The following is a 24700-nucleotide window of genomic DNA, read 5'->3' on the forward strand; positions in this document are numbered from 1 at the left end:
ATAGATTCGACTCTATAAACAACCACCCGTGCAAAATGATCGCTCAACTTTGCTCGCCTAAACTGTTTCATCTATCAATAAACTGAGTCGAACCCCAAAATCAAAATATGAGAACTTATACCCCTCCTCACTACATCAATACCCTGCTAACAACTTGCTTGGTGTTGCATTATTTTCATGATGAAACTGTTAGGGACAACCCCCCGTGGTTGTCCAAAATATCATAGGGTAGGTACGGGGACGCTACTCCACGGGTAAATTCAGTAAATCACTACTATGTTTCGCAACGCCCAAGATTTACTGTTTTGTTAATAAAAAATCAACAACAATAAATTACAAAATCAACAAGATATTTATTAGTGAGAAGGGAGTAAAAAAGAATTCGGTAGGCTAATAGATCTATTGTTTAGTAACTTATGACTAGCATTGCTAGATATACTTTACTAAGCAGCAGGTACTGCCGCCGAGGCTGTGAGACCAACTGCTTCAGCATATTTAAGATATGTTTCCACAGAGGCAATGACAACGCGAGCTTCAATTGATAGCAGTTCGATTCCCACCAATGAGACTCGTACCCATGCATCAATGACAATGCCCTTATCCAAAATACGATCAATAACTTCCGCTAGACTAGAGGAAGAGTTGACTTTTTCGACTGCCATAGTAATGTTCTCCTTGAATTAACTATGTTCGGCATCTAAATTCTGCCTGTGTTACCCGTGCTACACAACAGCAAAATTACTTATACTGATTTTGTACTAATCATCTTGATAAAATACCAAAACGATATGTTTTTAATCATATAGGATATAGAAAAAATTGATGATTAACTTTTTTTAAGGGAATACAATAATAACAGTATCAATTTCTGATTAATTTGTCATGGCTATGAAGGTTGCTTTCTAAAATCAGCAATCTGACTATGTAGCCTGTATTACCTAGCTACTAAATATTCATCAACCATTTTTGAAATTTCGATAAATTATTGCAACTAAAATCATGAGCAACGATCTAAATCTTCAATCTAATTCTCCTAGCAACGATAGTGTCAATAACGACATTAACAAGCATGATGTCAAAGCTAATGCTAAGCCACAAGATAGTTTCGTCAAACTTGCTATGCGTAATATGGTTAAGAAAGGTGGCACATCACTATTTCATTTTTCTCTAACCATTTTTGGTGTGATTGCCATCTTATTCGGTTTAGCGATCGCTTTTCATTAGTAACTTGATGGTGAAATACTGTTATGTGATGATACAAATTTTTGGCATTTATGTTTAAAAGTCTATACCTAACAACAAGATAAGAATAATTATTAATTAGAAATACTTGAGCCAAGTACTTATTGAGATTCTTTTTTATCTAAACTGCTAGTAAGCTTTTGTATGTTTATGTCAGGTTTATACTTTTGTTGAAATGAGATTGTCTTTTAATTTCTATTAGACAGATTGGATTAATTTTAATTTTTTGTTGATTGAGGTTATTGAGAGTTGAGCATTGATCTATATTGCGAAATCTATCCCGAAGTTATCGCTCAGCATCCAATCTCATTGGAGCAGTGGCAAGAATGGTTTTCTGTTTGGGAAAAGTATCTATTAGATGAACAGGAAATCGAAGAGGGAGAATACGAGCTATCCCTATCTATTACCAATGATGAGACGATTCAACAACTAAATTTGCAGTACCGTCAACAGGATCGACCAACGGATGTTCTATCCTTTGCTGCTTTAGAGTCGGAACTTCCAGAGATTCCCATAGATGACGACTATGTTGAGCCAACTAATTTGGGTGATATTATCATTTCCCAAACGACAGCAATCCGTCAGGCAGAAGAAAGAGAACATTCACTAGTCTATGAACTTGCTTGGCTAGCAGCTCATGGAATACTGCATTTACTTGGATGGGATCATCCAGATGATGAAAGCTTAGAAGCGATGCTCAAACAACAAGATTTAATGCTAAGCCTAATTTCACTATAAATCAAGATGATATCAACAATTGCAAAGAATAACTTAATATATGGTGATTTTTTGGGCTGATATTTGAAAATAGCTATGATTGAGGGCATAAGTTGGGTAAACTATTGGGCAGAATCTTGACAATTGCTTGGCAAAATCTAATTGGAAAATGATCCATGAATATTGATTTACCGCTCTCAAGAATATTTGTAATCAAATCGCCCCAATCGCCTTTTTTATCTGAGCAAATGACGCAGATCGACGAGTTTGAAGAATCTGAAGAGATAGCAAGCCAGCGCATTAATTCTTTTCAAATTGCCACAAATTTATTTCTTAGTTTTAAATATGCTGGACAAGGCGTGAGCTATGCTTTTCGTACTCAGAGGAATTTTCGGATTCATGTAATCATCGGGTCGATCGCTTTATCCCTCAGTATTTATTTCAAGCTGTCGGCTGTAGCTTGCTCGATTATTAGCTTGACGATCGCCTTAGTTTTGGTACTGGAATTACTAAACACAGCTTTAGAAGCGGTAGTAGATTTGACCGTGGGTCGTGAGTTTCATCAGTTAGCCAAAATTGCTAAGGACTGTGCCGCAGGAGCCGTGTTAATTGCGGCGATCGCGGCTCTAATCATTGCTGGGGTATTGTTATTGCCCCATATTTTGCTTGCTTTTGCCTAAACTTCCAAAAGTTGGGTAGTGAGTATTTCTGCCACTCTCCACGCGATCGCTCAAAACTGAAAATTACAGCCTATTTAGGGTTTGTGTAGTACAGATAAATTTTGAAAAAGCTTGCGAAGCAAGCTTTTTCAAAATTTATCTGTTTTTTGAGAAAACGCAAAGCGCTGTAGCCGTATGTCCCAACAGATGCAGTAAGGTTTGTCATAGAATATACTTGGCTAGGATGGGCGATGCTTGGCAATGCCTATCCTAGCTCAGTATTAATTAAAATATTTCAGCAGTCAGTGGCTAGATCTATTGCTTAACTCTTCATTCTTACATCTCAGCCATGCTGCTATCCATATCTGACTTTTTTATCAGACGACCTGTGTTTGCGACAGTTTGTTCTGTCATCATCACATTATTGGGAACAGCCTGTATCTTTATCTTACCTGTCGCTCAATATCCTGAAATTACGCCACCTAAGGTAACGGTTACGGCAAACTATGTCGGTGCAAATGCCGAAGTTGTGGAATCTACAGTTACCAATATTCTCGAAAGAGAATTGAATGGGATTGAGGGAGTTCGCTACATCACTTCCACCAGTGCCAATAATGGAACTAGTTCTGTCAATCTAGTTTTTGACCTAGGCAAAAACAAAGATATTGCTGCCGTGGATGTGCAAAACCGTGTCTCCAGTGTGCAATCACAGCTACCTGCTCCAGTCCAACAAACGGGAGTCAGAGTTAGTAAAGAGTCTTCAGGGTTTCTCTTTGCGATCGGTGTGTATGCCGAGAAGGGAGAATATGACGATCTATATTTGAGTAATTACGCTGATCTCTACATTGTCGATGCGATTAAGAAAGTCAAAGGCGTTGGTAATGTGATCATCTTTGGTGAGCGCAAGTATGCCATGCGGGTATGGCTTGATCCTAATCGTCTCTCGGCAAGAGGTTTAACGGCTCAGGATGTCGTAGCTGCCATTCAGCAACAAAACTTGCAGGTGGGTGTCGGACAAATTGGACAGCAACCCAATCTCCCCGATCAACAATATCAACTATCAATTTCCGCTACAGGGCGTTTAAAAACCACTGAAGAATTCTCGGATATTGTGATTAAAACTGCGAGTGATGGCTCCCTGATCAAGCTCCGTGATGTCGGACGGGTAGAGCTAGGTGCAGAAAACTATGGATCAGCTCTGAGGTTTAATGGTACTCGTGGGATTGGTTTAGGTGTATCGCAATTACCCGATGCCAATGCCTTAGATGTAGCGAAAGCGGTAAAACATGTTTTAGAAGAGTTGAAACCAACTTTTCCCCCTGGGTTAAATTATGAAGTTGCTTTTGACACTACTAGTTTCATTGAAGCGGGAACTGAGGAAGTCATTATTTCACTCATAATTGCGATCGCTCTCGTCATCGTCATTATTTATCTGTTCCTGCAAAATTGGCGCTCTACTTTAATTCCCGCGATCGCTATTCCCGTTTCCTTGATTGGGACATTCATTTTCATCAAGCTGCTGAATTTTAATATCAATACTCTGACCCTATTTGGCTTGACCCTTGCCACAGGTCTGGTCGTTGATGATGCGATCGTGGTTGTAGAGGACGTGACGCGCCGCATTCAAGAAAAAGGAGAAACCCCTGTTAAAGCTGCGATCGCGGCGATGAATGAATTGCAGGGCGCGGTCATTGCTAGCTCGATGGTACTGATTGCGGTGTTTGTCCCTGTTGCATTTTTCCCTGGAACAACGGGGCAATTGTATAAACAGTTTGCATTAACGATCGCCTTTTCGATCGCTGTTTCTACTTTTAACGCCTTGACCCTTTCCCCAACCTTAGCGGCTTTCTTATTAAAACAGGAAGCACCACGTAGCAATTGGTTCTTTGATCGGGTGAATTGGGTGATTGATGGTATCCGCCATAACTATAACTGGGTACTAGTCAGGGCAACCAAGCTCAAAGGAATCATGATGATTCTATTTGTAGCATCCCTATTCCTGACCTATTGGGTCTATACGGTTGTGCCAAAAGGCTTTTTGCCTCAGGAAGATCAGGGCTATTTCATTACGATTGTCCAAGCTCCCGAAGGTGTATCGCTTAATTACACGGAAAAGGTATTGGAAAATATCGAAGGCATCATGCGGCGTAAGGATGAAAAGGGAGAACCTGTTTATCCTGAAATCTCAAATATTTTCGCGATCGCAGGATTTAGCTTTAGTGGCAATACGCCCAACAATGGCATTGTGTTTACCACGCTGAAGCCTTGGAAAGAAAGATCGCGCTCGGCAGCAGATATTATTGGTGGATTTACGCCCAAGCCATTCGGTTTACTACCTTCCCTCATTTCCATTAAAGATGCCTTTGTGGTTCCCTTTCCACCACCAGCAATTCAAGGCTTGAGCAACTACGGTGGTTTTGAATATCAATTACAGGACAAGGCGAACCAAGGTTTCCCCGTCATCGAGCAGACAATGGGAGCTTTATTAGGCAAGGCAAGTACCTACCCTGATCCCAATCACCCAATGCTGGCGGGGCTACGTCCAAGCTTTAATGGCAACACGCCACAGTTAACCGTTGATGTCGATCGCGTTAAGGCGAATGCGCTGCAAGTATCTTTGCAAGATATTTACAACACCTTGCAGACTTTGCTCGGTTCCCAATATGTCAATGATTTCAATACTTTTGGGCGTACCTATCGCGTCTATGTCCAAGCCGATGCTCAATTCCGTGCTAACCCTGACGATATTAATAAGCTTTATGTGCGATCGCGGACAGGACAATTGATTCCCCTCAGCAATTTAGTTAAAGTCACCCAAACCGTGGGTCCTTCGATTATTAATCACTATAATCTCTTCCGATCTGTACAAATTACAGGTAATACCGCGCCGGGAGTCAGTTCAGGACAAGCGATCGACATTATGAACAAGATTTCTAAGGAAGTTCTGCCCAAGAGCTTTAGCTATGAATGGTCGGGCTTATCTTTAGAAGAAATTGGTTCGGGTAGTAGTGCCTTCTTTATCTTTGGTTTAGGACTTGTCTTTGTATTTTTAGTACTGGCGGCTCAATACGAAAACTACATCGATCCCACGATCATTATGCTCACTGTGCCCCTTGCCGTACTGGGCGCACTTTTAGCGGTAATGTTCCGTGGATTATCGAGTCCCAATTTTGCTAATGATGTTTATACCCAAATCGGTTTAGTAATGTTGATCGGGATGGCAAGTAAGAACGCCATTCTGATTGTGGAATTTGCTAATCAATTGCATGAAAGAGGTTTGAGTATTACCAAAGCCGTACTCGAAGCATCGAGACAACGTTTGCGCCCCATTTTGATGACTGCCTTTGCGACAGTGATCGGTATTGTGCCTCTGGTGATTGCCACAGGTGCGGGTGCAGCGGCTCGTCAGTCGATTGGGACTGCGGTGATGGGTGGTATGTGTGTGGCAACCTTATTAAGCCTCTTCATCGTTCCGATTCTATATATTGTCGTGAAGACGATTGAGAAACGGATGCGATTAGATGTCCATGATCCTAAAGCTGTCAGTATTGTTGAATCTGCACTAGTTGCTGAGTATGGCAATCATGACCATCGCTTTCATGATATTCATGGTGATTCCAGAAATGGCGATCGCCTGAATCATGATCACTTAAACGGCAATCATGACACCGCCCATAACAACTCAAATGACAATCATAGCGATTCTTCGGAAAAGTCACAGGAAGACAACAAACCTGTATAAATAAAGAAGAGGGTGCTTTAGCACCCTCTTCTTTTATGAATTTATAAGCTCTTTCATTTCCCGAATCGCCTTATCTAAGCCAACTAACACGGCACGGCTAATAATGCTATGTCCAATGTTTAACTCCTCCATTCCCTTTATTTGTGCCACAGGACGAGTATTCCAATAGGTTAAGCCATGCCCTGAATTCAGTCTTAGTCCTAAGCTAATTGCTAATTCTCCACCTTTAGTCAATAGTTCTAGCTCACGGGTATGCTCTTCTTCATTTTTGGCGTTGGCATAAGTACCTGTATGTAATTCCACAAATTTTGCGCCAGTTCTTGCGGAAGCTTGCAATTGCTCTGGCTCAGCATCAACGAACAGACTCACAGGTATACCTGCACCTTGCAATTGATGCACAAATTTACCCAAGCGATCGCATTGTGCCTTTACATTTAAACCACCCTCTGTCGTGATTTCTTCGCGCCGTTCAGGTACGAGGGTAATATAGTCAGGCTTGACATCAAGGGCGATCGCGACCATTTCAGGGGTTGCTGCCATTTCGAGGTTGAGTCTAGTACGGATAGTTTGTCTGAGTAATCGGACATCTCGCTCTTGAATATGACGACGATCTTCACGTAAATGGACAGTTATCCCATCCGCACCTGCTAATTCGGCGATTACTGCTGCCGCGACGGGATCGGGTTCGACACCTCGGCGAGCTTGACGAATCGTCGCAATATGATCGATGTTTACTCCCAACGTAGGCAAAGCTTTTCCCTCAAAAATTTGAAAAATTTGTCATATCTCTATACTTTACGACAGCAATCGTCATAATGCTTAGAACAAATTACAGGGCTTTGCTAACAAACCTAAAAAGTCAAAAGTCAGCAATTCTCATTATGAACGAAGGCTAGTCAAACCGTTGATATAGGGATATTGTAAATAACATGATGATTGATTTAGGGGAAGAGCTTTGAAAGCACAAGGCTCATTCGACAGAATTGTAGAAATTTTCCGACAACAACTAGAATCATTGCCAGACAAGCGGACAGGCAAAAATAGTCGCTATGGCATGGAAGATGCAGCCATGAGTGCATTCAGTGTATTTTTCACTCAAAGTCCATCATTCTTGTCTTACCAGCGGACAATGGAGCAGACAAAAGGGCGAAGCAACGCCCAAAGTTTATTTGGGGTGCATAAAATACCAACGGATAACCATATCCGAGACTTGCTAGACCCAGTGCAACCTAAAGAAATGTTTCCAGTGTTCGAGACAATCTTGGAGACGATAGAGCAAAAGGGGAAACTGCAAAGATTTCGAGGATTCGCCAACAATCTATTAATGGCGCTAGATGGGACAGAGTACTTTAGTTCAAAACAAATACACTGTCACCATTGTTCGAGTAGGAAAATGAAATCAGGAGAAATTCATTATTTTCATAGCGTAGTTACGCCAGTTATCGTCAGTCCACATCAATCGCAAGTGATTCCCCTAGTACCAGAATTTATTGTGCCGCAGGATGGAAATGACAAGCAAGACTGTGAGAATACAGCCGCCAAAAGATGGTTGTTACAACATGGCAGTAAGTACAGTGCATTCAAGGTAACTGTTTTGGGTGATGACCTTTATTCTCGCCAACCCCTCTGCCAAATGCTATTAGAGCAACAGTTCAACTTCATCTTAGTCTGCCGCCCCGAATCTCACCCCACTATCTATGAGCATATAGAAGGGATTGCTTTGCCAACGGTGGTTGTCAATAAGTGGACAGGGAAAGTTCAAGAGACCTATACCTACCAATATGTCAATGGGCTACCTATCAAAGATGGTGACGATGCTTTGCTGGTTAACTGGTGTGAACTAACTGTGACTAGACCTGATGGCAAGGTAGTTTACAAAAACTCTTTTGCCACCAATCACCTGATTACTGAGCAAACAGTGGTGGAAATCGTGCTGGCTGGTCGTACTCGTTGGAAAGTGGAAAATGAGAATAACAATACTCTCAAAACTAAGGGCTACAACCTAGAACACAACTTTGGACATGGCAAGGAGCATCTTGCTTCATTCCTAGCCACCCTCAATATTTTGTCCCTACTATTTCACACGTTATTGGAATTGGTCGATGACAAGTACCAGTTATTGCGCTCTCATTTGCCAACCCGCAAAACCTTTTTTAACGATTTACGCGCCTTGACTCGATATCTTGTTTTTGATAGTTGGGATCATCTTTTGACTTTTATGATTCAAGGTTTGGAGTTAGATCTCCCTCCCAACAGTAGTTAATTTTTCATAATGAGAATTGCTGGTCAAAAGTATATTGACTAGACAAAATCAATCAAATTCACGTAGGATCATAAGCCGCCAAAAAAATCCCACAGACTAATGACCTCTGACAAGATGAAGCTGCTAGTTGACGAAGCAGTTACAGCCCTCGCACCTACTTTCACTAAAATCGATCTTCATGTAAAAACAAATCTCGAAAGAGTTTTACAAGCTTTTCGCGATCGCCGTGTGGGCGCACATCATTTTGCCAGTGTGTCAGGCTATGGACATGGGGACATGGGGCGTGATGTATTGGATGAAGTTTTTGCACAGGTCATGGGCGCAGAGTCCGCCGCCGTGCGTGTGCAGTTTGTCTCAGGAACCCATGCGATCGCCTGTTGTCTATTCGGGATTTTGCGTCCCCTTGATGAGCTTTTATCTGTAGTCGGCGCACCCTACGACACTCTTGAAGAAGTCATTGGCTATCCCCTCACCTCCGATAGTACAGGTGCTAACTATGCAGGTTCGCTCAAAGATTTTGGGATTACCTATCGTCAAGTGGAACTCACCCCTGAAGGTGGCGTAAATTGGGAAGCTCTAGCAAAAGCCGTTAAACCCCAAACGCGGATGGTCTTAATCCAGCGCTCCTGCGGCTATGCGTGGCGGCAGAGTTTATCGATTGAAGATATCGAAAGAATTATTCAATTGGTTAAACAGCAAAATCCAAATACTGTCTGTTTTGTCGATAACTGCTATGGCGAATTTATTAGCGATCGCGAACCCACGGCAGTAGGTGCTGACCTCATGGCAGGTTCCCTGATCAAAAATCCGGGGGGAACGATCGCTACCGCAGGTGGCTATGTGGCGGGCAAAGCCGAATATGTCGAACTCGCCGCCCAAAGGCTCACTGCCCCCGGAATTGGACGAGAAGGCGGCGCAACCTTTGACCTCAATCGACTTCTATTTCAAGGTTTATTTCTTGCACCGCAGATGGTCGGCGAAGCGATGAAAAGCAGTCATCTTGCGGCTTACGTCTTTGACAAATTGGGCTATCAAGTCAAGCCCCTACCCTACGAGCCTCGACGTGATATTATTCAAGCGATTCAATTGGGTGATCCGAAAAAATTAATTGAATTCTGTCGTAATCTTCAGCGCTTTTCTCCTATTGATTCCTATGTCGATCCTGTCCCTGGAGAAATGCCAGGCTACGTTAGCCAGTTAGTCATGGCAGGGGGAACCTTCATTGATGGCAGTACCCTAGAGCTTTCCGCAGATGGCCCCCTGCGTGAACCCTATACCGTATTTCTCCAAGGTGGAACCCATTGGACGCATGTTGCGATCGCCCTTGAGAATTTCCAGATTGATGATCTATAGATTTAGAGAGCCGCGCAGGAAAATCAGTTCCTTAACATTAATACTTTAATAATCTTGTCTGGTAGTCTTTTTAGCTTTTCTCACTCAATTACTGATGTTACGTGGAAGGAATTCCTGCGATGTTGAAGGCTCGGGGCTGGCACGGAGGCACAGCACCTACCAAAAATTTAAATATTCAGGTAGGGGCAATCCCCCCGTGGTTGCCCTGCTCTGCTAGCAGCAAGAAATTCATACCCTGAGTTCCACGTAACATCAGTCAATTAGAATTTGCTCGTCGAGATAATTCTTAATCACTTCAAGAATGGAGAATTGTTATCCTGTGCCGCTCAAATAAGTGCTGCTCTAATGGCTTATTTATGATGAGCAGCACCCGCAGGCGTTTGAATGCTCTGACCTATATAATCGAACAAAAAATTAACACCAACTGTATGATTTAGAGCTTTATCTAAAACTACTAGATTGATAAGTATGACTTTATCAGATGCAATTGCCTAATTTATTGTTAAAAACGATAAATTTAGTTGTGCTAAAAATATAGTAACTAAATAAACAAAAAATATTTCAAGGCTTTTGTTTATATTGAATTTATCCAAAACGTCAAAATCAATATCTTTTAATATTTCTTAAATTAGAGAAATTCTCAAAATATCTACAATAACTCAAGATTTTTCCTCAAAGGCTGGGGCGTAGGCTTGAAGTAAGTTACTCAGTTGAGAAAGGACAGAGTCTTTATTGACTGAACCGAAGGTGGAGCGATCAGGGAAGAACTCAGGGCGATCAAGGTTGCGATCAATCGCTTCTTTGACTTGCTGAGCAATTAGGTGTTGCAAATCCGCTAGCGCCCTTTCTCTTTGATAATTTGCACCCTGTTCAGTGGTGGCATATAGCGGCGGTAAACGGTTGAGCGCGTAGGCAGCAATGTCCCCCAAATCCAAAACCTTATTACTATTTGCCTCAATCTCAGCAACCCGTGCTACAGCCTCACTTAGCACCAATTCTTCCATCACATTAATAAATTGCTTTCGTGGGACAGCGACCACTTCCCCTGTTAGCAAAGCACCCATCAGGCGATCGAGTGCCATGTATTCTTCTACCGAGAGTTCAAACGCGCTATCACAGATTCGTCCAACTTCGGCTTCCATTGCTGGAGTAAGGTAGCGATCTTGCAAAGCTTGCTCGACAATCGACTCAATGCTGGTCTTTTCTAGCTTTTCCACTGTTATCTCTTTAATAACGCAACACTAAGGTACTTCAATGGGAATAATCGTATACTCTGGTAGGGATATCTGAAAATGCTCTTTTTGGCTGAGCATAATCACCAATCTTGCAACGGATTGAGGCTTAACTGCCAAATCACTCCAAGGTATGGCAATCTCTAGACATTGCTCTAAACCTATTTTCGTATGAGTCGCTATGGTTTCCCACTGAAATTTTTCTAAAGATTCTTGAAGCTGGACTGACTTATCCGCAAAATTGATCGCTAGGTGATGGCGAAACAAATAATTTAGCGGTGATACATCAGGCATATCAAGAAGTTTTACAGGACTATTGGGGTGAATCCGACTTGGATAAAACCACAACAGATGTAATTTACTTTGAGAAACGTTCTCTAGATTACTAAATTCTAGACGCAAGTAGCAATAAAAATGATCGTATCCGTACCATAGACGTTTGACAGGTGCATTTTGGTGCATTGCTCCTCTCGCCCCACTAATTTCTATTTTACCTGCACCTTGCCAATCATCGTTTTCAAATCTGCCATTAATTATGGGATGGATTAAGTTGGTAGGTCGATCGCTAGTAGAAACATCATGGGGTTCAAGGGGATAGAGCAAGGCATGGGGAACTGGCTCATTGAGGGCGCGATAAATTACCTGTAAATGTTCGCGAAATAGGCGATCGAACATGGCATCGTCATTGGAGCTATGCCCTTCCCCAAACCACCAAAACCAGTCGGAGCCTTCGGCTGCCATCAGGCTTTCCCATGCTTCAGGATTATTTTCAGGAGTGGCTTCAGGATGTTGCGCTAAAACTTGGCGTGCCTCGGCAAGTAATTCCCATGCCCGATTTTTGACTGGATCGCCAATCCATGTCATAAAGCTGGAATCAATCCATGAGCCACTATGCAATTGATGGGGCGGAATTTTTTCAATGGTTGAGTATTTAGCTAAATATTCAGAAGGTGTAACTAGCTTCAGGTTGTGATTATTGGAAAGATTTTCATATAGGGTCTGCAAAAATGGGTTGCCATCTTGGGGATAAAATTCCCAGCAGTTTTCACCATCAAGGGCGATCGTCACAAGCCAAGGTTGACCATCGGGATGTTCGGCTAAATATTCATTTTGTTGTTTTTGAATTGTCATCAAGCGATCGCATAGGTCGTCACTAGCAGCTTGAGGTAGGAGTGCCCCATAGCTAAAGCCAATTAAATCTGAAAGCAGGCGATCGCGGAAAATAATAGCTAAGTCCCCATGTACGGTTTCAAGGCGATAGGGTTGGTATAGCAAATGGGGGGCATCGATCGCACCACGTTCATCACGGCGGAAATAATGTCCCAGACTCCAACCCAATACGCCCTCATCGGAGCATAACCATGAGAAGCCTTGCTTAGAGATATGGGGCAAGATGGCAGGGCTAACTGATTGCTCTGAGGGCCATAGACCTTTAGGGTCACAACCAAAATGTTGACGGTAAAGTTCTTTAGCTTTTTCTAAATGCAGATTGATGTCTGTCTCCCAGCGAAACCTTGTATTGGGTAGATACATTTGGGGCACGGCAATGCGTCCAGACTGTGTATCGGCAAGGAGGGGCATGATCGGATGGTTATAGGGGGTAGTCGTAATTTCTAACTGCCCATGTTTTTGCATTTGCCGATGTTGGGGCAGGATGCGACTGATGATTTCGCGTTGTTTGCTGTAAATTCTTTGGCGATCGGCGAGGGTGAAATCTCTGCCACGCTCGTACCATTCACCAATTTCAGGATCGGCTTCACGGAAGAGGGGATCAATCCATGCCAAGTTATGCCAAGCAAGTAAATCGCTAAAGTCGGGTGCTTGCCAATGATTCACACACCACTCGATGCCGTAGGCTTGCCGTTGCGCTAAGAGATCGGCATAGCGATGGTATGGCTCGATCATCGTCTGATGATTGGCATCAAAGAAATGCTCAACGATGAAATGCTTTTGCGATCGCGTGAGATTATCAACGGGCGTTAAGGTCAATGACAAATAGGGATCAAACGCTTTCCCCTCCACATAGTCTTGCAGTTGTAGAATTAGAGATGGTACAAGATTGATCGTTTGATGTAACTTTGGGTATCTTGACAACATCAATGCGAGATCCAAATAATCTTTTACGCCATGCAGCCTCACCCAAGGCAAATGATACTTGCCCGCGATCGCGCTTTTATAGAGAGGTTGATGTTGGTGCCAGATAAATGCGACATGTAGAGGAAAAGACATAGGATGACTGGCAATATGACTGGCGATACTTCTAGAAATTGTGACACACCTGTTCATAGTTCGATCCAAATCCTCCAAAGAGTTTGTATAAAGCTATGTACGATTAGCCTGAGCCTGTCGATGATCGCTTGTAGTTCTCCTGCGGTGTCTGACAATGCTAAACCATCGACAAACCCATCAATTCCCGTTACAACTTCACCACAAACTGCGTCACCGCAGCTAACTCCTCAAACTAAACCTAGACCAGTTTCCGAACTAGGACAATATTTGCCAATTACTGCCATTGCCACCATCGCAGGACGCGAGATTCAGCTAGAGGTTGCCAATACCCCTAAGGAACAAGAAAAAGGATTAATGTTTCGTCCTCCCTTAACTGATGATCGCGGGATGTTATTTCCCTTTATCCCTGCGCGTCCTGTTGCCTTTTGGATGAAAAATACGCCTTCACCCTTAGATATTATCTTCTTGCTTGATGGCAAGGTCGTAGCGATCGCTCGTAATGCGACTACTTGTAAAGGTGACCCCTGCCCGATTTATCCAGAAAATGGAGTTGTGGCAGATAACGTCATCGAAGTAAGGTCTGGACTCACGACAGAACTAGGTTTGCAAGAAGGCGATCAAATTACCGTTAAATTATTGTTGCCAAAAAATCAATGACCACTATAATTCTAGGGTTAGAAATTATCCATGATTTACTTTGAGTGAATCTCGAAGTAAATATTTGGTAAGAAATTCCAAAATGTTCAAAAAACACTTGGTAATTTCGGCATGAAGGTGCTACAAGTAGCAGTGGTGAATCTTGAGTGAGAGAAGAGTTAAGAAAATGACAGCTAGCAGAGCGAGAATGCCTGAACCACAACGATCTCCACAGCCTCTGGATCGTCAGAGTAAACGCCTGCCTGCGAGTCGCAAATCCTTAACCAACAAGACATCCCCTAACAAGAACGTTAAGCGTCTTCCTCGTGCTAACGTTTTTCCCTTGCCTCTGTGGTTACGACTGCTGATGTCCACCCAGAAGCTCTCTATTGTAGTGACAGTTTTACTAACTGTTTCTGTGTTTGCGATTTATGGCTGGACGGTCTATGCCCAAGAGCAGTGGAACCAACAGTATAAAAAGCTAGAACAGCTTAAACGCCAAGAGCGACAATTGACTGCTGCTGAGGGTTCTTTTAATAATGAATTGATGCGATCGGCAGAAAAAAATCCTGGGGAATTAGTACGTGAGCGTCCTGAGCAATCAATTTTTTTACAAGCTGCGCCTCTCCGCCCCAAGCGTGATGTTCCTGCTACTGTCTCCGAGCTTCCTAAAAACAAGAAGAATGAAAGCTTGGGCTATTAACCAAAAACAGAGGTGAAAGGGAAATACTCATCTCTGTTTTTATATCTGTGTGCATGATTACAAATGCTATATGCCACATAGATTTAAAGTTTTAGGCGTTGAGAATTTAAGTTATCTGTCTAAAACAAAATTTATGTCAGTGGAATTTCCTGCATTTACATATACATTACTAGCTGCTAAGAAGGCAAAAGGATTAACCTTTGCGGATCTTGAAACATTGCTAGGACATGATGAAGTATGGATTGCTTCACTTTTTTATGGTCAAAATAGTACCTCTGTAGAAGAAGCGCAGAAAATTGCTGATGCTCTAGGTCTTGGTGAGGATATCGTTGCAGCTTTGAGTTCTTATCCCAGTAAAGGTTTAGGTCCAGTTGTTCCCACCGATCCATTGATCTACCGTTTTTATGAAATCATGCAGGTCTATGGATATCCGATGAAGGAAATTATCCATGAGAAGTTTGGGGACGGTATTATGAGCGCGATCGACTTTACCCTCGATATTGAGAAGGTAGAAGATCCTAAAGGCGATCGCGTCAAAGTGACAATGAACGGTAAATTCTTACCCTATAAAAAATGGTAAATTCCAAGGCTGCTTGCTTTGCAAGCAGCCTTCATAAAGGCTGCATTAACTCAATCGGTAAACCGTCAGGATCGGCAATAAAGGCTACTTGATACGTGTGATCGCCAATACTTTGTTCTCTTGGTGGCAAAAGTAATTTGACCTTGCCTAATTTATTTACAAGCTCCTGTAAAAAAGCTTCAAGATTGTCCACATGAAAAGATAGGTGATAGTAGCCTACATAATGCTCATCACCAAAGGGATCGGGAATATGCTTTGGTTCAGGTACTTGGAGTAGTTCTAAGTTTGTCCCTGCTCCCTGCATCCAGCAGGCAAGGGTGATCCCCGCTGTAAAGCGCTCCGTCACCTCAAAACCTAGTGCTTCATAAAAGGCGATCGCCCGAAAGATATCCGATGTCCGAATCGAAGTATGGTGATGTTTCATGCTTCTATTAAAACTCAAAAATAAAAAGCGGCGCGATGCGCCGCTTTTTATTTTTTGGGTTTTAAAGAATCGATGGTGACACACCAGACAAAATGCGGTAGAGAAAGCATTCTCTTCCAGCGCCAAGGCTCTTGATAGAGGCGATACAACCACTCTAGATGATTTTTGCTAAACCATTCAGGGGCACGAGTTTTTAATTCAGACCAGATATCAAAACTGCCACCTACGCCAATCCAAACTGCATTAGGACAAAGATAACGGTATTTCTGAATCCATAGCTCTTGTCGCGGAACTCCTAATCCTACCAAAATCAAGTTTGGCTGAGAACTCTGTAACTGTTCACAAATTTGCTGTTCGATCGCTGCGTCAAAATAGCCATGATGCATTCCCGCGATTGCAATATCTGTCCATTTATTACGCCAAATTTCCGCCACTGTATCGACTACTTTGGGCGCACCCCCAATCAAAAAAATCCGCCATTGTTTCTCCGCTGCAATTTGCACAATCTGTTCCGATAGCTCAATGCCCGGACAGCGATCAATCTTTTCGCCTTGCGATCGTAGATAAAGCACAATCCCCGAACCATCTGGTACAACTAATTCAGCCTGCTTAATTACGTTTGCCAGAGCAGGATTTTTTCGCGCTTGCATTGTCATTTCTGCGTTGATGGTGACTACATGCGTACCTTGATTGGTTTGCAATCTTTGAGCAAGCCAATCACGATAATTTTCATGAATATGCACGGGCAGACCAAGCACACTAAACTGACGCAAGGGATCTTCTCTCCAGAGGTATCTACTATTTTGAATGGATATGATTAAAGGTTTATCCTCATATCCCTAACCTATTTGGCTATATTACCTAATTTTGAGACTTGCTGAAAATGATAAATTTATAATTTATTAGCGAGTTTAGTTTTGCGCCATTCTAAAAACCAAATAGCAGCTTGGCAGAAAGGTCTATATTTACAATTTTTTTGATTTTTCCATTCTTCAATCTCTCTCTCAATTTGCTTAAGTGTCCAGTTTCCAGTTGGGTATTTATCTATTAAAAGTTTTTTCGCTAAATCTATTGCTTCTTTACGATACTCTTTTAACTTTTCATCATTCAAATTTAGAATAATATCTAAATCTTCAGTGATTTTATTTTGTAATTCTGTATCTTTTACATTTGCAAAAATCTCACCAGACAAGGAATAGGTAATAACTTTTTCTGACTTATTAATCTCTAGTGGGTTCAATATATTCAGCTTAACTTCTCCATTTGCTTTACCCTTGACAAATACACCTTCACTACTGGTTTTACCTTTACTTTTATCACAATGTGTTTCCAAGCCAGTATCCCCATTACAAACACCTATCATATTTTCCCATCTTAAACTTAGATCGGGATATAATTTTCTTGATAGATAATGTTCAATTTCAATAGAAGGTTTACCGCTTTTACGATCTAAACTAATACGTCTCATACAGTATGCACAAAGATGACCTTGTTCCTTAAGTAGATCTTCCTGCCAGTCTTTTTGAGCACATTCATAGATCGCCCCTTCAGTATTACGTTTATCTGTTAAAGTCTGAGGCTCTTTCCCCTTTTTTATATATTTCATAGGAGATCAATATATGACTGCATACGCATTATTTCAAGATCATTTTCACCACGTTTTTCTTTGAGCTTTTCTAGTAATTCTTGGGCATTTTTACCATCGTATTTATCGATTAAATGATATATCTCATTAAGCTCTTTTTCGTATTCTTTCTCATACTTAGGCACATGAAAAGCGTCTTGTAGAATGGAATTACTATCACGACCTTCTGTATAAATCTCCCGATCGCTAATTTTATTGTCTTCTAGTAAAAAGACACTTTCTCTAGGTAAATGACTTAAAACCTGTGGTGAATGTGTCGTAACAATAAATTGAATATTTGGGAAGGTATGTGTGAGTGCTGGTAGAAGCTTACGTTGCCATTGTGGATGTAAATGTAGATCAACTTCATCAATTAATACGATGCCTTCACCTTCCAGTTTGTTATCTAAGCTTGGATTTGCGATCGCTAATCTCCGCGCAATATCTACAACCAAAGACAGCATCATTTTTTCGCCAGATGAAAGCTGTGAAAACTCAAACCTTTCTCCATCTTTATCAATAACTAGACTTGTAGTATATTGAAACTTAACAGGTGTAAAATTATGATGACTTGGAGATCTTTCGACTCTTAAATTAACAAATCTAGCAAATCCAAATTTGTTCAGGAATGTATTAATAGCCAATCTAATGACTTCTAATTTTTCGTTTCGATATTTAAAATCTTGTAGATTCCTTTGGTTTTGATTTTCTAAATCTTCCTCTTCACGGAACCATTTAGTAAATTCATTAAATGAGTCAATACTACTATTAAAGGAATTTTCATATGTTAGCAATTGCTCTCTTTGATATTTGGGAATATATCCATACTTAGGACTATAAGTTTTAGTATTGTTACCAACAACAGTTCGATTAATTGAATAACAAATAAGTATTGGCAAATTAAATAGTTCATTTCCAACAAGAGCTAGTTTTGTTTTGCTAATAAAATCATTGTAGTTCCCATCTATTAGCAATCTATAAGTTATTGAAATTTGGTAATTTTTATCATTTTCATGAGAGAAGCTCATTTGAAGTTTGTACTTTTCTGCTTTTAGGTGTATATCGCTATTAGTTAGTTCTTTATACGATAATGCTGATGTCTTTTTTGAATTGCAAATATCTTTAACTAATACATTCAACAAAATACTAATTGCATCTAAAATAGCAGATTTACCTGCTCCATTTATGCCAATAAATACAACAATATTAGAGCTTTTAGGAAAAGTAATTTCACAATCTCTAAATCCGCGAAAATCTTTAAGTGTCAGCCAATTTATTTTCATTTTTTTGTAATACAGATTTACTCAGTGATATTTACCCTAAGTATCACTGAGTAATTATAAAGGTTTGAGAATATTCTAAACGATCGCAACTTTAAGGTGTAGTCGTAACTGTCAAAACTTGAGGTGGTGTCGCATCCGCAGGATAGAGAAAATCAAACTGGACAACACGGCGATCGCTTGGGGGCATCTTTAAAGTAACTAAAGGTTTGCCACGCTCACCACGCCGCATCATCAGATGTACATAGCGAGTTTGCGCTAAGCCCCTGTCATCACGAAATCTGACCCTTACTGAACCTCGGAAAAATACATCATCGGGTAATGGCTCAAAAAACTGCAAACCACCAACGGGCTTATCGTATTTGATCGGATTCTGGAAAGAGAGAACCACTGTTTGCGGCTCACTAGTTGGATTGTGCAGAGGCATCGTCAGGTTATACTGCACACCGTAATTGCCATGAGCCGAATATGCCGTGTCAGGATAGCGAACCTTGAGAGGGGCAGTTTGTACTTGCCCTGTTCCCATCGTGCCGTATTGAAGCAAGCTCAATCCATAGGAATAGGATTCTCCGCGTTTAGGAATTGCAAGATTATTACTATCCTTATCGGTTAGGTTCCCGAACCATTGCGAACCAAGTTGAACACCAGCCACACGGCTATATTCAAAGAATCCTTCCTTTAAATCTGGTGGCGTAGGTACAACATCGCGAGGCTTCGCAAGTTCACCAGTTTTGAGAATGTTTTCCCATTCGGCAAGATTGGGAGCGCGTTCGGTTCCATCAGGATTGAGACGGGCATAGAGAGAGAGCGTCGCTACATAAACTTTGCCATCGCTTCGCAATCGCGACAAACCCGATCGCCCATTTAAGGGAGGATCTAATTCCTTAACGGGAATTGGCACATTCATCAACATGCGGCTTTGCTTGGGCGGAATCATGATTTGAGCAGGAAAGATGTCCTGACGACGACCGCGCAAAATATCGAGCATGGCACGATCGCCAGGACCGCGATAAGTTTCACCGTTATTATTCAAGGAATAGTTGGGAGCATCATAAAAGGGCGCATCAGGCTGACTGAGATAACTTGCCCCCTGCAACACATCAATGGTTACAGGTTTATCGTTGGGGTTATAGGCGATCGCGCCAATATATAGAGTTCTTAAATCCTTAGGTGGTGGTGCTTTGGAAATATGGTGGGTGAAGACATCAAAGCGACCTTCAAAGGGAAAGTTTAAATGCGCCTTGGGATACGCCATCCCTTCAGGGGGAAAAGCGGATAGCAAAATCCCTTCCGTTTGCACAATTTCGGGACTATTGCTATTAAACATAGGCACTTCGTCAAGACTGCCCATTAGAGGGCGCATTTCTTGGCGATCCAAAATAATTTGGCGTTGGTTTGGGGCTTGAGCGATTTTGGTTGTATTAACTGAATTAGTTTCTACAGCGCTATGTAGCCCTGCGGGATTAGTCAATAACGATATTAAAAAAGCTGTCAACATAGGCTATTGATCCAACTCAGACGATCTTACTTACCTGATACTGCCATGAAAAAAGCATCAGTAGTCGCAAAAGTTGCGATCGCAATGCCAATTCCCAGAGAAATCATTGCCTTCCGCAAAAAAACGGTGCGGGCTTCTTTATAGGCTTGCAGGTCACTAATTTGCTGCATCCATGTTGTTGTAATTGCTGTTTGCAAGCTGTCGTTCTTTTGCATTAAGACTTCAGGGGAAAGTCCAGTAGTCGCGACTTTACGTGGATAGAGTCCTAATACGGCAAAGGCGATCGCGATCGCAAGGGCAACGCAAGCTGAAAGTTTTAATGTCAAATAAAGAAAATATAAATGAGCTTGTTCGGGCTTGACATAAATCTGAAAAGTGGAAGTAACTCGCAAGCCGAGCAATAACAAAGCACTGATTTCCATGACACCAGAGAGCTTAGTGCCCAAAGTGTCAACTCCATGCTGAGCCTGCTCTAGACAAAACTTTGTGTATTCGTAAAGAAAACTTTGCTGATCTTCCATACTTTTCCCACTTTTGATCAAAAGTTCAACTACGGTCTAGCAATACTTGTTTTAAACGCATCGGATCGCCTTTATCAATGACTTGACCACGCTCTAATAAAAATGCTCCATCAGCATAGTCAAGTTCATTTAAGCGATGCGTTACCCAGAGAGCCGTGAGATTCTTTTGCTTGACTAATTCACGCACAGAGGCAACCAGATCCGTTTGATTCTCGCCATCTAACAGAGCTGTTGGTTCATCTAGTAATAAAACTTCTGCATGACGTGCGATCGCACCTGCGATCGCAACCCTTTGTTTTTGACCACCACTGAGCGCATAGATGGGGCGGCGCAGCATTTGTGAGAGATTGACAGCACTGAGAGATTCTTTGACTCGATGTAGAGTTTCGATATAGGAAAGTTTCTCAGATACTAAGCCGAAGGCAATATCTGCACCGACTGTGGGCATGACTAATTGATGATCGGGATTTTGAAAGACAAACCCAACGCGATCGCTAATTTCAATATCCCCCGACTTTGGTTTCAGCAATCCCGCTAATAGCCTCAGCAACGTTGACTTGCCACTGCCATTAGTCCCTAATAGCATCCAAAATTCCCCCTTAGGAACGGACAAAGTACAACGATCAAGAACGGTTTCGCCCGATGCCCACGCAAAGGAAAGTTCGCGAACACTTATGGCAGCAGTGGTAACGGATTGGTCAATGGGCATTGGTTAAATTGCTGATAGTGCAACAAATATGCAAATTTAAAGAAATATTTATAGAGGGAGTGCAAAGCATCCCCCTCTAGTTTAAAGGCTAGCCGCGTACAAAACCTGCACCGAGATTTGCCGAAGAGCCTGATTTTTCGGAAACCTGTACGGCTGAGATCTCGCTCACAAGTACCGATACCTTTTTGCCTTCTTGTTTTTCGCAGGTTAATTCCAAAACCTTGGGATGACCATTGGCGATCGCATTGGTAATATCACGATAAAGTGACTCGGCGTTTTCTTGCTCCTTGCGCTGTACGGACAAAGCGATCGGATTATTTTTGAGGGTGATTTCAACTGTGTACATCAGCATTAATAAGGTTTCCTGCCTAGAAATAAAAAGAGATCAAAATAAATGCTTGTCTTTTCTCAGTATGCCATTGCATCGGCAATCAAGGTGATGTTTGTGGTAGGGCATCCCGTATAGTCCCCTACTAAGTAGCTGGTGGGCATAATTAAAAACCAGAGTCAAAAGCTGTGGCGCACGCGCAGTGTGCGCCACAGCTTTTTGGGTTTTATATTTGCGCCTAGCTACTTATCATTACCCCGTATACGAATCATTTGCTGCAACATATAAATCTAATGTATGCGATAGAAATATTTCTATATCATGATTTGTATATTTATTTTAGTTTTTGAGTTCTACGATACTAAACATTATTTAACAAGAGCGATAAATTAATGAGTGCTGGGATGAGATAAAAGAATGACGCAATATAATCTCCAAAAAGTTAGAACCCTCCGCCAACAAATTATTGCTGAAACTAGCCATGGCTTTGCCGACTGGAACTTAGTGCAAAAGTTATTAGATGAATTAATGGAAAATCATCATCAATACAAGCAGTTTGCTCTCAAAGAAAATCTTAGTCTCTATAAATGAGAGCCTTTCTAGACAGAATCCTCACATTGCGAGGATTTCTTGCTTAAATCGACATTTCTAACATTCGTTGCATGGGTTTTAGTGCAGCTTGACGAATAGTTTCATCGAGAATGATTTCGGGAGAACGGTTTTTCATGGTGAGATATACCTTTTCTAGGGTATTGAGACGCATATAGGGGCATTCATTGCACGCACAATTACTAGTTGGTGGGGCTGGAATAAATTTTTTAAAAGGAGTTGCCTTTTGCATTTGGTGAATTACACCAGATTCTGTGACTACGATAAATTCTTCACGATCGCTTTTCTGAACATATTTCAATAATCCCGTAGTAGAACCAATGAAATCTGCATGGCGTAATACATTTGCTTCACATTCAGGATGGGCAATGATATCTGCTTGGGGATGACTCAGTTTGAGTTCTACCAACTTACGCTCCGAGAAGATTTCATGCACCATGCAAGCTCCATCCCATAGCAATAGCTCGCGTCCTGTTTGTTCGCTGACATAACGCCCCAGATTGCGATCGGGCGCAAAAATAATTGGTTGCTCCTTAGGAATTTGATTAACGATCGCGACAGCATTGGAGCTAGTGCAGATAATATCGCTCAGGGCTTTAATTTCTGCTGAGCAGTTTATGTAGGAAATCACCAAATGGTTAGGATGTTCAGCTTTAAAAGCTGCAAAGCGATCGGGAGGACAACTATCGGCAAGTGAGCAGCCTGCATCGAGATCGGGTAGCAAAACTAACTTGTTAGGATTCAAAATCTTGGCGGTTTCTGCCATGAAATGCACACCCAGAAATACAATCACATCTGCTTGACAATTGACCGCAGCTTGAGATAACCCGAGAGAATCGCCAATATAGTCTGCAATATCTTGTAGATCAGGATCTTGGTAATAATGTGCCAAAATGACTGCGTTCAGTTCCTTTTTGAGATCAGCGATCGCCGCAAATAGGTCTTGAGGAATTGCTTCATGGGAAAGTTTTTGGTCTGCTGGAGGAGCGGTAAGAAACATAGTTTGCAGTTTTATAGTAAAAACTATTTATTTAATATATTTAATTATAGTAGAAACTACCAAAAATATTTATTCATACCTATTGTATTTTCCTGTCTAGGTCTGTTTCCCTGTCGAAGACAGGGAAACAGACCTATGAATACTTTGCTTGCCAAGCTCTATAAGTACTAATATTCTGGCAACTTTTTGCAACTTTTTCTATCGCTTTCCCGTCATTGCCCTGTAATACATAGATAATAAAATCTAAGCTGTATTTTTTTTGATAATTCTCAGTCTAGTAACTCTAAATTTTTTGTGACTTGGATCTGGTGATGGGGATATATCCTGAATATTGTATATACATTGAGCGAATATAAGCCAGTAAAAAGATGAGGTAACTGTAAATATGAAAATATCAATCTCCCAATTATCAAAATTAATTAGCCAAAATTTTCAGCACTACTGGAAATTGGTTATCGCTTCGCTGATATCTCTAATTTTGGCAGTTACTCTCAATCCCTTTGTAGTTAGTGCCTTCGATCTATCTGACCTATTTCGTGTTTTGCCATCAGCTATTCAGATTATTCAGCTTTCTAGTATTGGCGATAATGATGAAATTGCCCTAGGCAAACAAATTGATGCTCAAGTTCAACAAGAAGTGAGAATAAGTCGTGATCCTGCGGCGAATGCTCTAGTTAATCGTTTAGGACAGTTCCTCGTACCAAAGAGCGATCGCCCAAATATTCCTTATACCTTTCGTGTAGTAGATGATAATAATCTCAACGCATTCGCAACTATGGGGGGCTTTGTTTATATCAATACAGGGACGATCGCGGCTTCCGACAACGTAGCTCAACTAGCCAGTGTCATCGGTCATGAAATGGGGCATATTGCGGGCCGCCATTCCCTAGAGCAAATGAAGCAAATGGCGATCGCTCAAGGTATTGCCACAATTGCTGGAGTTGCTGATGATCGCTTAGTTGGTATTGGTGTAGATTTAGCACTGCGCTTACCCAATAGCCGAGAAGCTGAATTTGATGCTGACCGCAGAGGTTTGATCAATATCACCAGAGCAGGCTTTGCGGCAAGAGCGATGCCCGCCTTCATGCAGAAACTTGCTAGTGCTAGCAATGGTGGTAATGCTCCTGCATTTTTGAGTACTCACCCTGCAACAGGCGATCGCATTAATGCCCTTAATGAAGCAATCCAAGCCAACAACCTTAATACTTCAGGTGGTTTGAATGATACCGAATATCAAAGAATTTGGCGATCGCGTTTCCGCTAACGGATTCATAACTTAACGTTAGTTTGGGTTAAACTTGCAAATTTTGTATTACCAACAATACATATAAATATTAAGAAGTGGTGTTTT

At 41.6% G+C, this 24700-nt stretch carries 24 protein-coding genes; 11 read left to right on the forward strand and 13 right to left on the reverse strand.

Translation table 11 applies throughout. The features are described 5' to 3' along the window. Positions 1 to 443: 443 nt before the first annotated feature. Positions 444 to 662: a gas vesicle structural protein GvpA gene (gene gvpA, locus HC246_RS20815; protein ID WP_009626980.1), complete on the reverse strand. Its 219-nt coding sequence runs from the start codon at positions 660 to 662 to the stop codon at positions 444 to 446. Positions 663 to 999: 337 nt separating this feature from the next. On the opposite strand from gvpA, the gene HC246_RS20820 reads away from it, so the two are divergent. The 4 genes from HC246_RS20820 to HC246_RS20835 all read left to right on the forward strand — a co-directional run bounded on the left by HC246_RS20820 (position 1000) and on the right by HC246_RS20835 (position 6360). Next, a complete protein-coding gene (locus HC246_RS20820) occupies positions 1000 to 1224 on the forward strand; it encodes a DUF3285 domain-containing protein (protein ID WP_169365366.1) in 225 nt (74 codons plus the stop codon). Between the two features lie 267 nt (positions 1225 to 1491). Next, on the forward strand, positions 1492 to 1980 hold the full coding sequence (ybeY, locus tag HC246_RS20825) for an rRNA maturation RNase YbeY (protein WP_169365367.1): 489 nt from the start codon (positions 1492 to 1494) through the stop codon (positions 1978 to 1980). Between the two features lie 155 nt (positions 1981 to 2135). Next, positions 2136 to 2639 carry a diacylglycerol kinase family protein gene (locus HC246_RS20830; protein ID WP_169365368.1) on the forward strand — a complete coding sequence of 168 codons (504 nt, stop codon included), beginning with the start codon at positions 2136 to 2138 and terminating at the stop codon, positions 2637 to 2639. A gap of 328 nt (positions 2640 to 2967) precedes the next feature. After that, complete coding sequence (locus tag HC246_RS20835) at positions 2968 to 6360, forward strand: efflux RND transporter permease subunit (RefSeq protein WP_169365369.1); 3393 nt, start codon at positions 2968 to 2970, stop codon at positions 6358 to 6360. Between the two features lie 33 nt (positions 6361 to 6393). Here HC246_RS20835 and HC246_RS20840 read toward each other — a convergent pair whose 3' ends face one another. Beyond that, positions 6394 to 7110: a pyridoxine 5'-phosphate synthase gene (locus HC246_RS20840; RefSeq protein WP_169365370.1), complete on the reverse strand. Its 717-nt coding sequence runs from the start codon at positions 7108 to 7110 to the stop codon at positions 6394 to 6396. A 232-nt stretch (positions 7111 to 7342) separates the two neighbouring features. Here HC246_RS20840 and HC246_RS20845 point away from each other — a divergent pair, with 232 nt between their 5' ends. Together HC246_RS20845 and HC246_RS20850 are read left to right on the forward strand one after the other, a co-directional pair. After that, positions 7343 to 8623, forward strand: coding sequence for an ISNCY family transposase (locus HC246_RS20845; protein WP_169365215.1), 1281 nt, complete (start codon positions 7343 to 7345; stop codon positions 8621 to 8623). A 99-nt stretch (positions 8624 to 8722) separates the two neighbouring features. Further along, positions 8723 to 9976, forward strand: a complete 1254-nt coding sequence (locus HC246_RS20850; RefSeq protein ID WP_211167889.1) for a methionine gamma-lyase family protein — start codon at positions 8723 to 8725, stop codon at positions 9974 to 9976. A gap of 659 nt (positions 9977 to 10635) precedes the next feature. Here the strand turns inward: HC246_RS20850 and HC246_RS20855 are convergent. Then, on the reverse strand, positions 10636 to 11118 hold the full coding sequence (locus HC246_RS20855) for a late competence development ComFB family protein (protein WP_211167916.1): 483 nt from the start codon (positions 11116 to 11118) through the stop codon (positions 10636 to 10638). Positions 11119 to 11217: 99 nt separating this feature from the next. After that, positions 11218 to 13437 carry a glycoside hydrolase gene (locus HC246_RS20860; RefSeq protein WP_169365372.1) on the reverse strand — a complete coding sequence of 740 codons (2220 nt, stop codon included), beginning with the start codon at positions 13435 to 13437 and terminating at the stop codon, positions 11218 to 11220. A 3-nt stretch (positions 13438 to 13440) separates the two neighbouring features. Here HC246_RS20860 and HC246_RS20865 point away from each other — a divergent pair, with 3 nt between their 5' ends. The 3 genes from HC246_RS20865 to cynS all read left to right on the forward strand — a co-directional run bounded on the left by HC246_RS20865 (position 13441) and on the right by cynS (position 15356). After that, complete coding sequence (locus HC246_RS20865) at positions 13441 to 14094, forward strand: DUF192 domain-containing protein (protein WP_225903074.1); 654 nt, start codon at positions 13441 to 13443, stop codon at positions 14092 to 14094. Positions 14095 to 14260: 166 nt separating this feature from the next. Beyond that, positions 14261 to 14776 carry a hypothetical protein gene (locus tag HC246_RS20870; protein ID WP_169365373.1) on the forward strand — a complete coding sequence of 172 codons (516 nt, stop codon included), beginning with the start codon at positions 14261 to 14263 and terminating at the stop codon, positions 14774 to 14776. A 133-nt stretch (positions 14777 to 14909) separates the two neighbouring features. Continuing rightward, positions 14910 to 15356, forward strand: a complete 447-nt coding sequence (gene cynS, locus HC246_RS20875; protein ID WP_169365374.1) for a cyanase — start codon at positions 14910 to 14912, stop codon at positions 15354 to 15356. Between the two features lie 31 nt (positions 15357 to 15387). Here cynS and HC246_RS20880 read toward each other — a convergent pair whose 3' ends face one another. The 8 genes from HC246_RS20880 to HC246_RS20915 all read right to left on the reverse strand — a co-directional run bounded on the left by HC246_RS20880 (position 15388) and on the right by HC246_RS20915 (position 21758). Then, complete coding sequence (locus tag HC246_RS20880; protein WP_169365375.1) at positions 15388 to 15780, reverse strand: VOC family protein; 393 nt, start codon at positions 15778 to 15780, stop codon at positions 15388 to 15390. Between the two features lie 47 nt (positions 15781 to 15827). Continuing rightward, entirely contained in the window at positions 15828 to 16553 is a 726-nt protein-coding gene (locus HC246_RS20885) for a WecB/TagA/CpsF family glycosyltransferase (protein ID WP_169365376.1), read from the reverse strand. Between the two features lie 119 nt (positions 16554 to 16672). Beyond that, entirely contained in the window at positions 16673 to 17386 is a 714-nt protein-coding gene (locus HC246_RS20890; protein ID WP_169365377.1) for a retron system putative HNH endonuclease, read from the reverse strand. Next, a complete protein-coding gene (locus tag HC246_RS20895; RefSeq protein WP_169365378.1) occupies positions 17383 to 18687 on the reverse strand; it encodes an AAA family ATPase in 1305 nt (434 codons plus the stop codon). Before HC246_RS20895 ends, HC246_RS20890 begins: the two co-directional genes overlap by 4 nt. A 91-nt stretch (positions 18688 to 18778) precedes the next feature. Further along, a complete protein-coding gene (locus HC246_RS20900) occupies positions 18779 to 20182 on the reverse strand; it encodes a DUF3370 domain-containing protein (RefSeq protein ID WP_169365379.1) in 1404 nt (467 codons plus the stop codon). A 26-nt stretch (positions 20183 to 20208) separates the two neighbouring features. After that, positions 20209 to 20703, reverse strand: coding sequence for a hypothetical protein (locus tag HC246_RS20905; RefSeq protein WP_169365380.1), 495 nt, complete (start codon positions 20701 to 20703; stop codon positions 20209 to 20211). A gap of 25 nt (positions 20704 to 20728) precedes the next feature. Then, positions 20729 to 21412, reverse strand: coding sequence for an ABC transporter ATP-binding protein (locus HC246_RS20910; protein WP_169365381.1), 684 nt, complete (start codon positions 21410 to 21412; stop codon positions 20729 to 20731). An 88-nt stretch (positions 21413 to 21500) separates the two neighbouring features. Further along, a complete protein-coding gene (locus tag HC246_RS20915) occupies positions 21501 to 21758 on the reverse strand; it encodes a hypothetical protein (protein ID WP_169365627.1) in 258 nt (85 codons plus the stop codon). Between the two features lie 399 nt (positions 21759 to 22157). On the opposite strand from HC246_RS20915, the gene HC246_RS20920 reads away from it, so the two are divergent. Continuing rightward, a complete protein-coding gene (locus HC246_RS20920; protein ID WP_169365382.1) occupies positions 22158 to 22331 on the forward strand; it encodes a hypothetical protein in 174 nt (57 codons plus the stop codon). A 43-nt stretch (positions 22332 to 22374) separates the two neighbouring features. On the opposite strand, the gene nadA is transcribed toward HC246_RS20920, so the two are convergent. Beyond that, positions 22375 to 23349, reverse strand: coding sequence for a quinolinate synthase NadA (gene nadA, locus HC246_RS20925; RefSeq protein ID WP_169365383.1), 975 nt, complete (start codon positions 23347 to 23349; stop codon positions 22375 to 22377). 385 nt (positions 23350 to 23734) lie between these two features. On the opposite strand from nadA, the gene HC246_RS20930 reads away from it, so the two are divergent. Then, positions 23735 to 24613, forward strand: a complete 879-nt coding sequence (locus HC246_RS20930; protein ID WP_169365384.1) for a M48 family metallopeptidase — start codon at positions 23735 to 23737, stop codon at positions 24611 to 24613. Positions 24614 to 24700 lie beyond the last annotated feature (87 nt).

Origin of the sequence: Pseudanabaena yagii GIHE-NHR1, from assembly GCF_012863495.1 — a bacterium.
GTDB classification, from domain to species: Bacteria; Cyanobacteriota; Cyanobacteriia; order Pseudanabaenales; family Pseudanabaenaceae; genus Pseudanabaena; species Pseudanabaena yagii.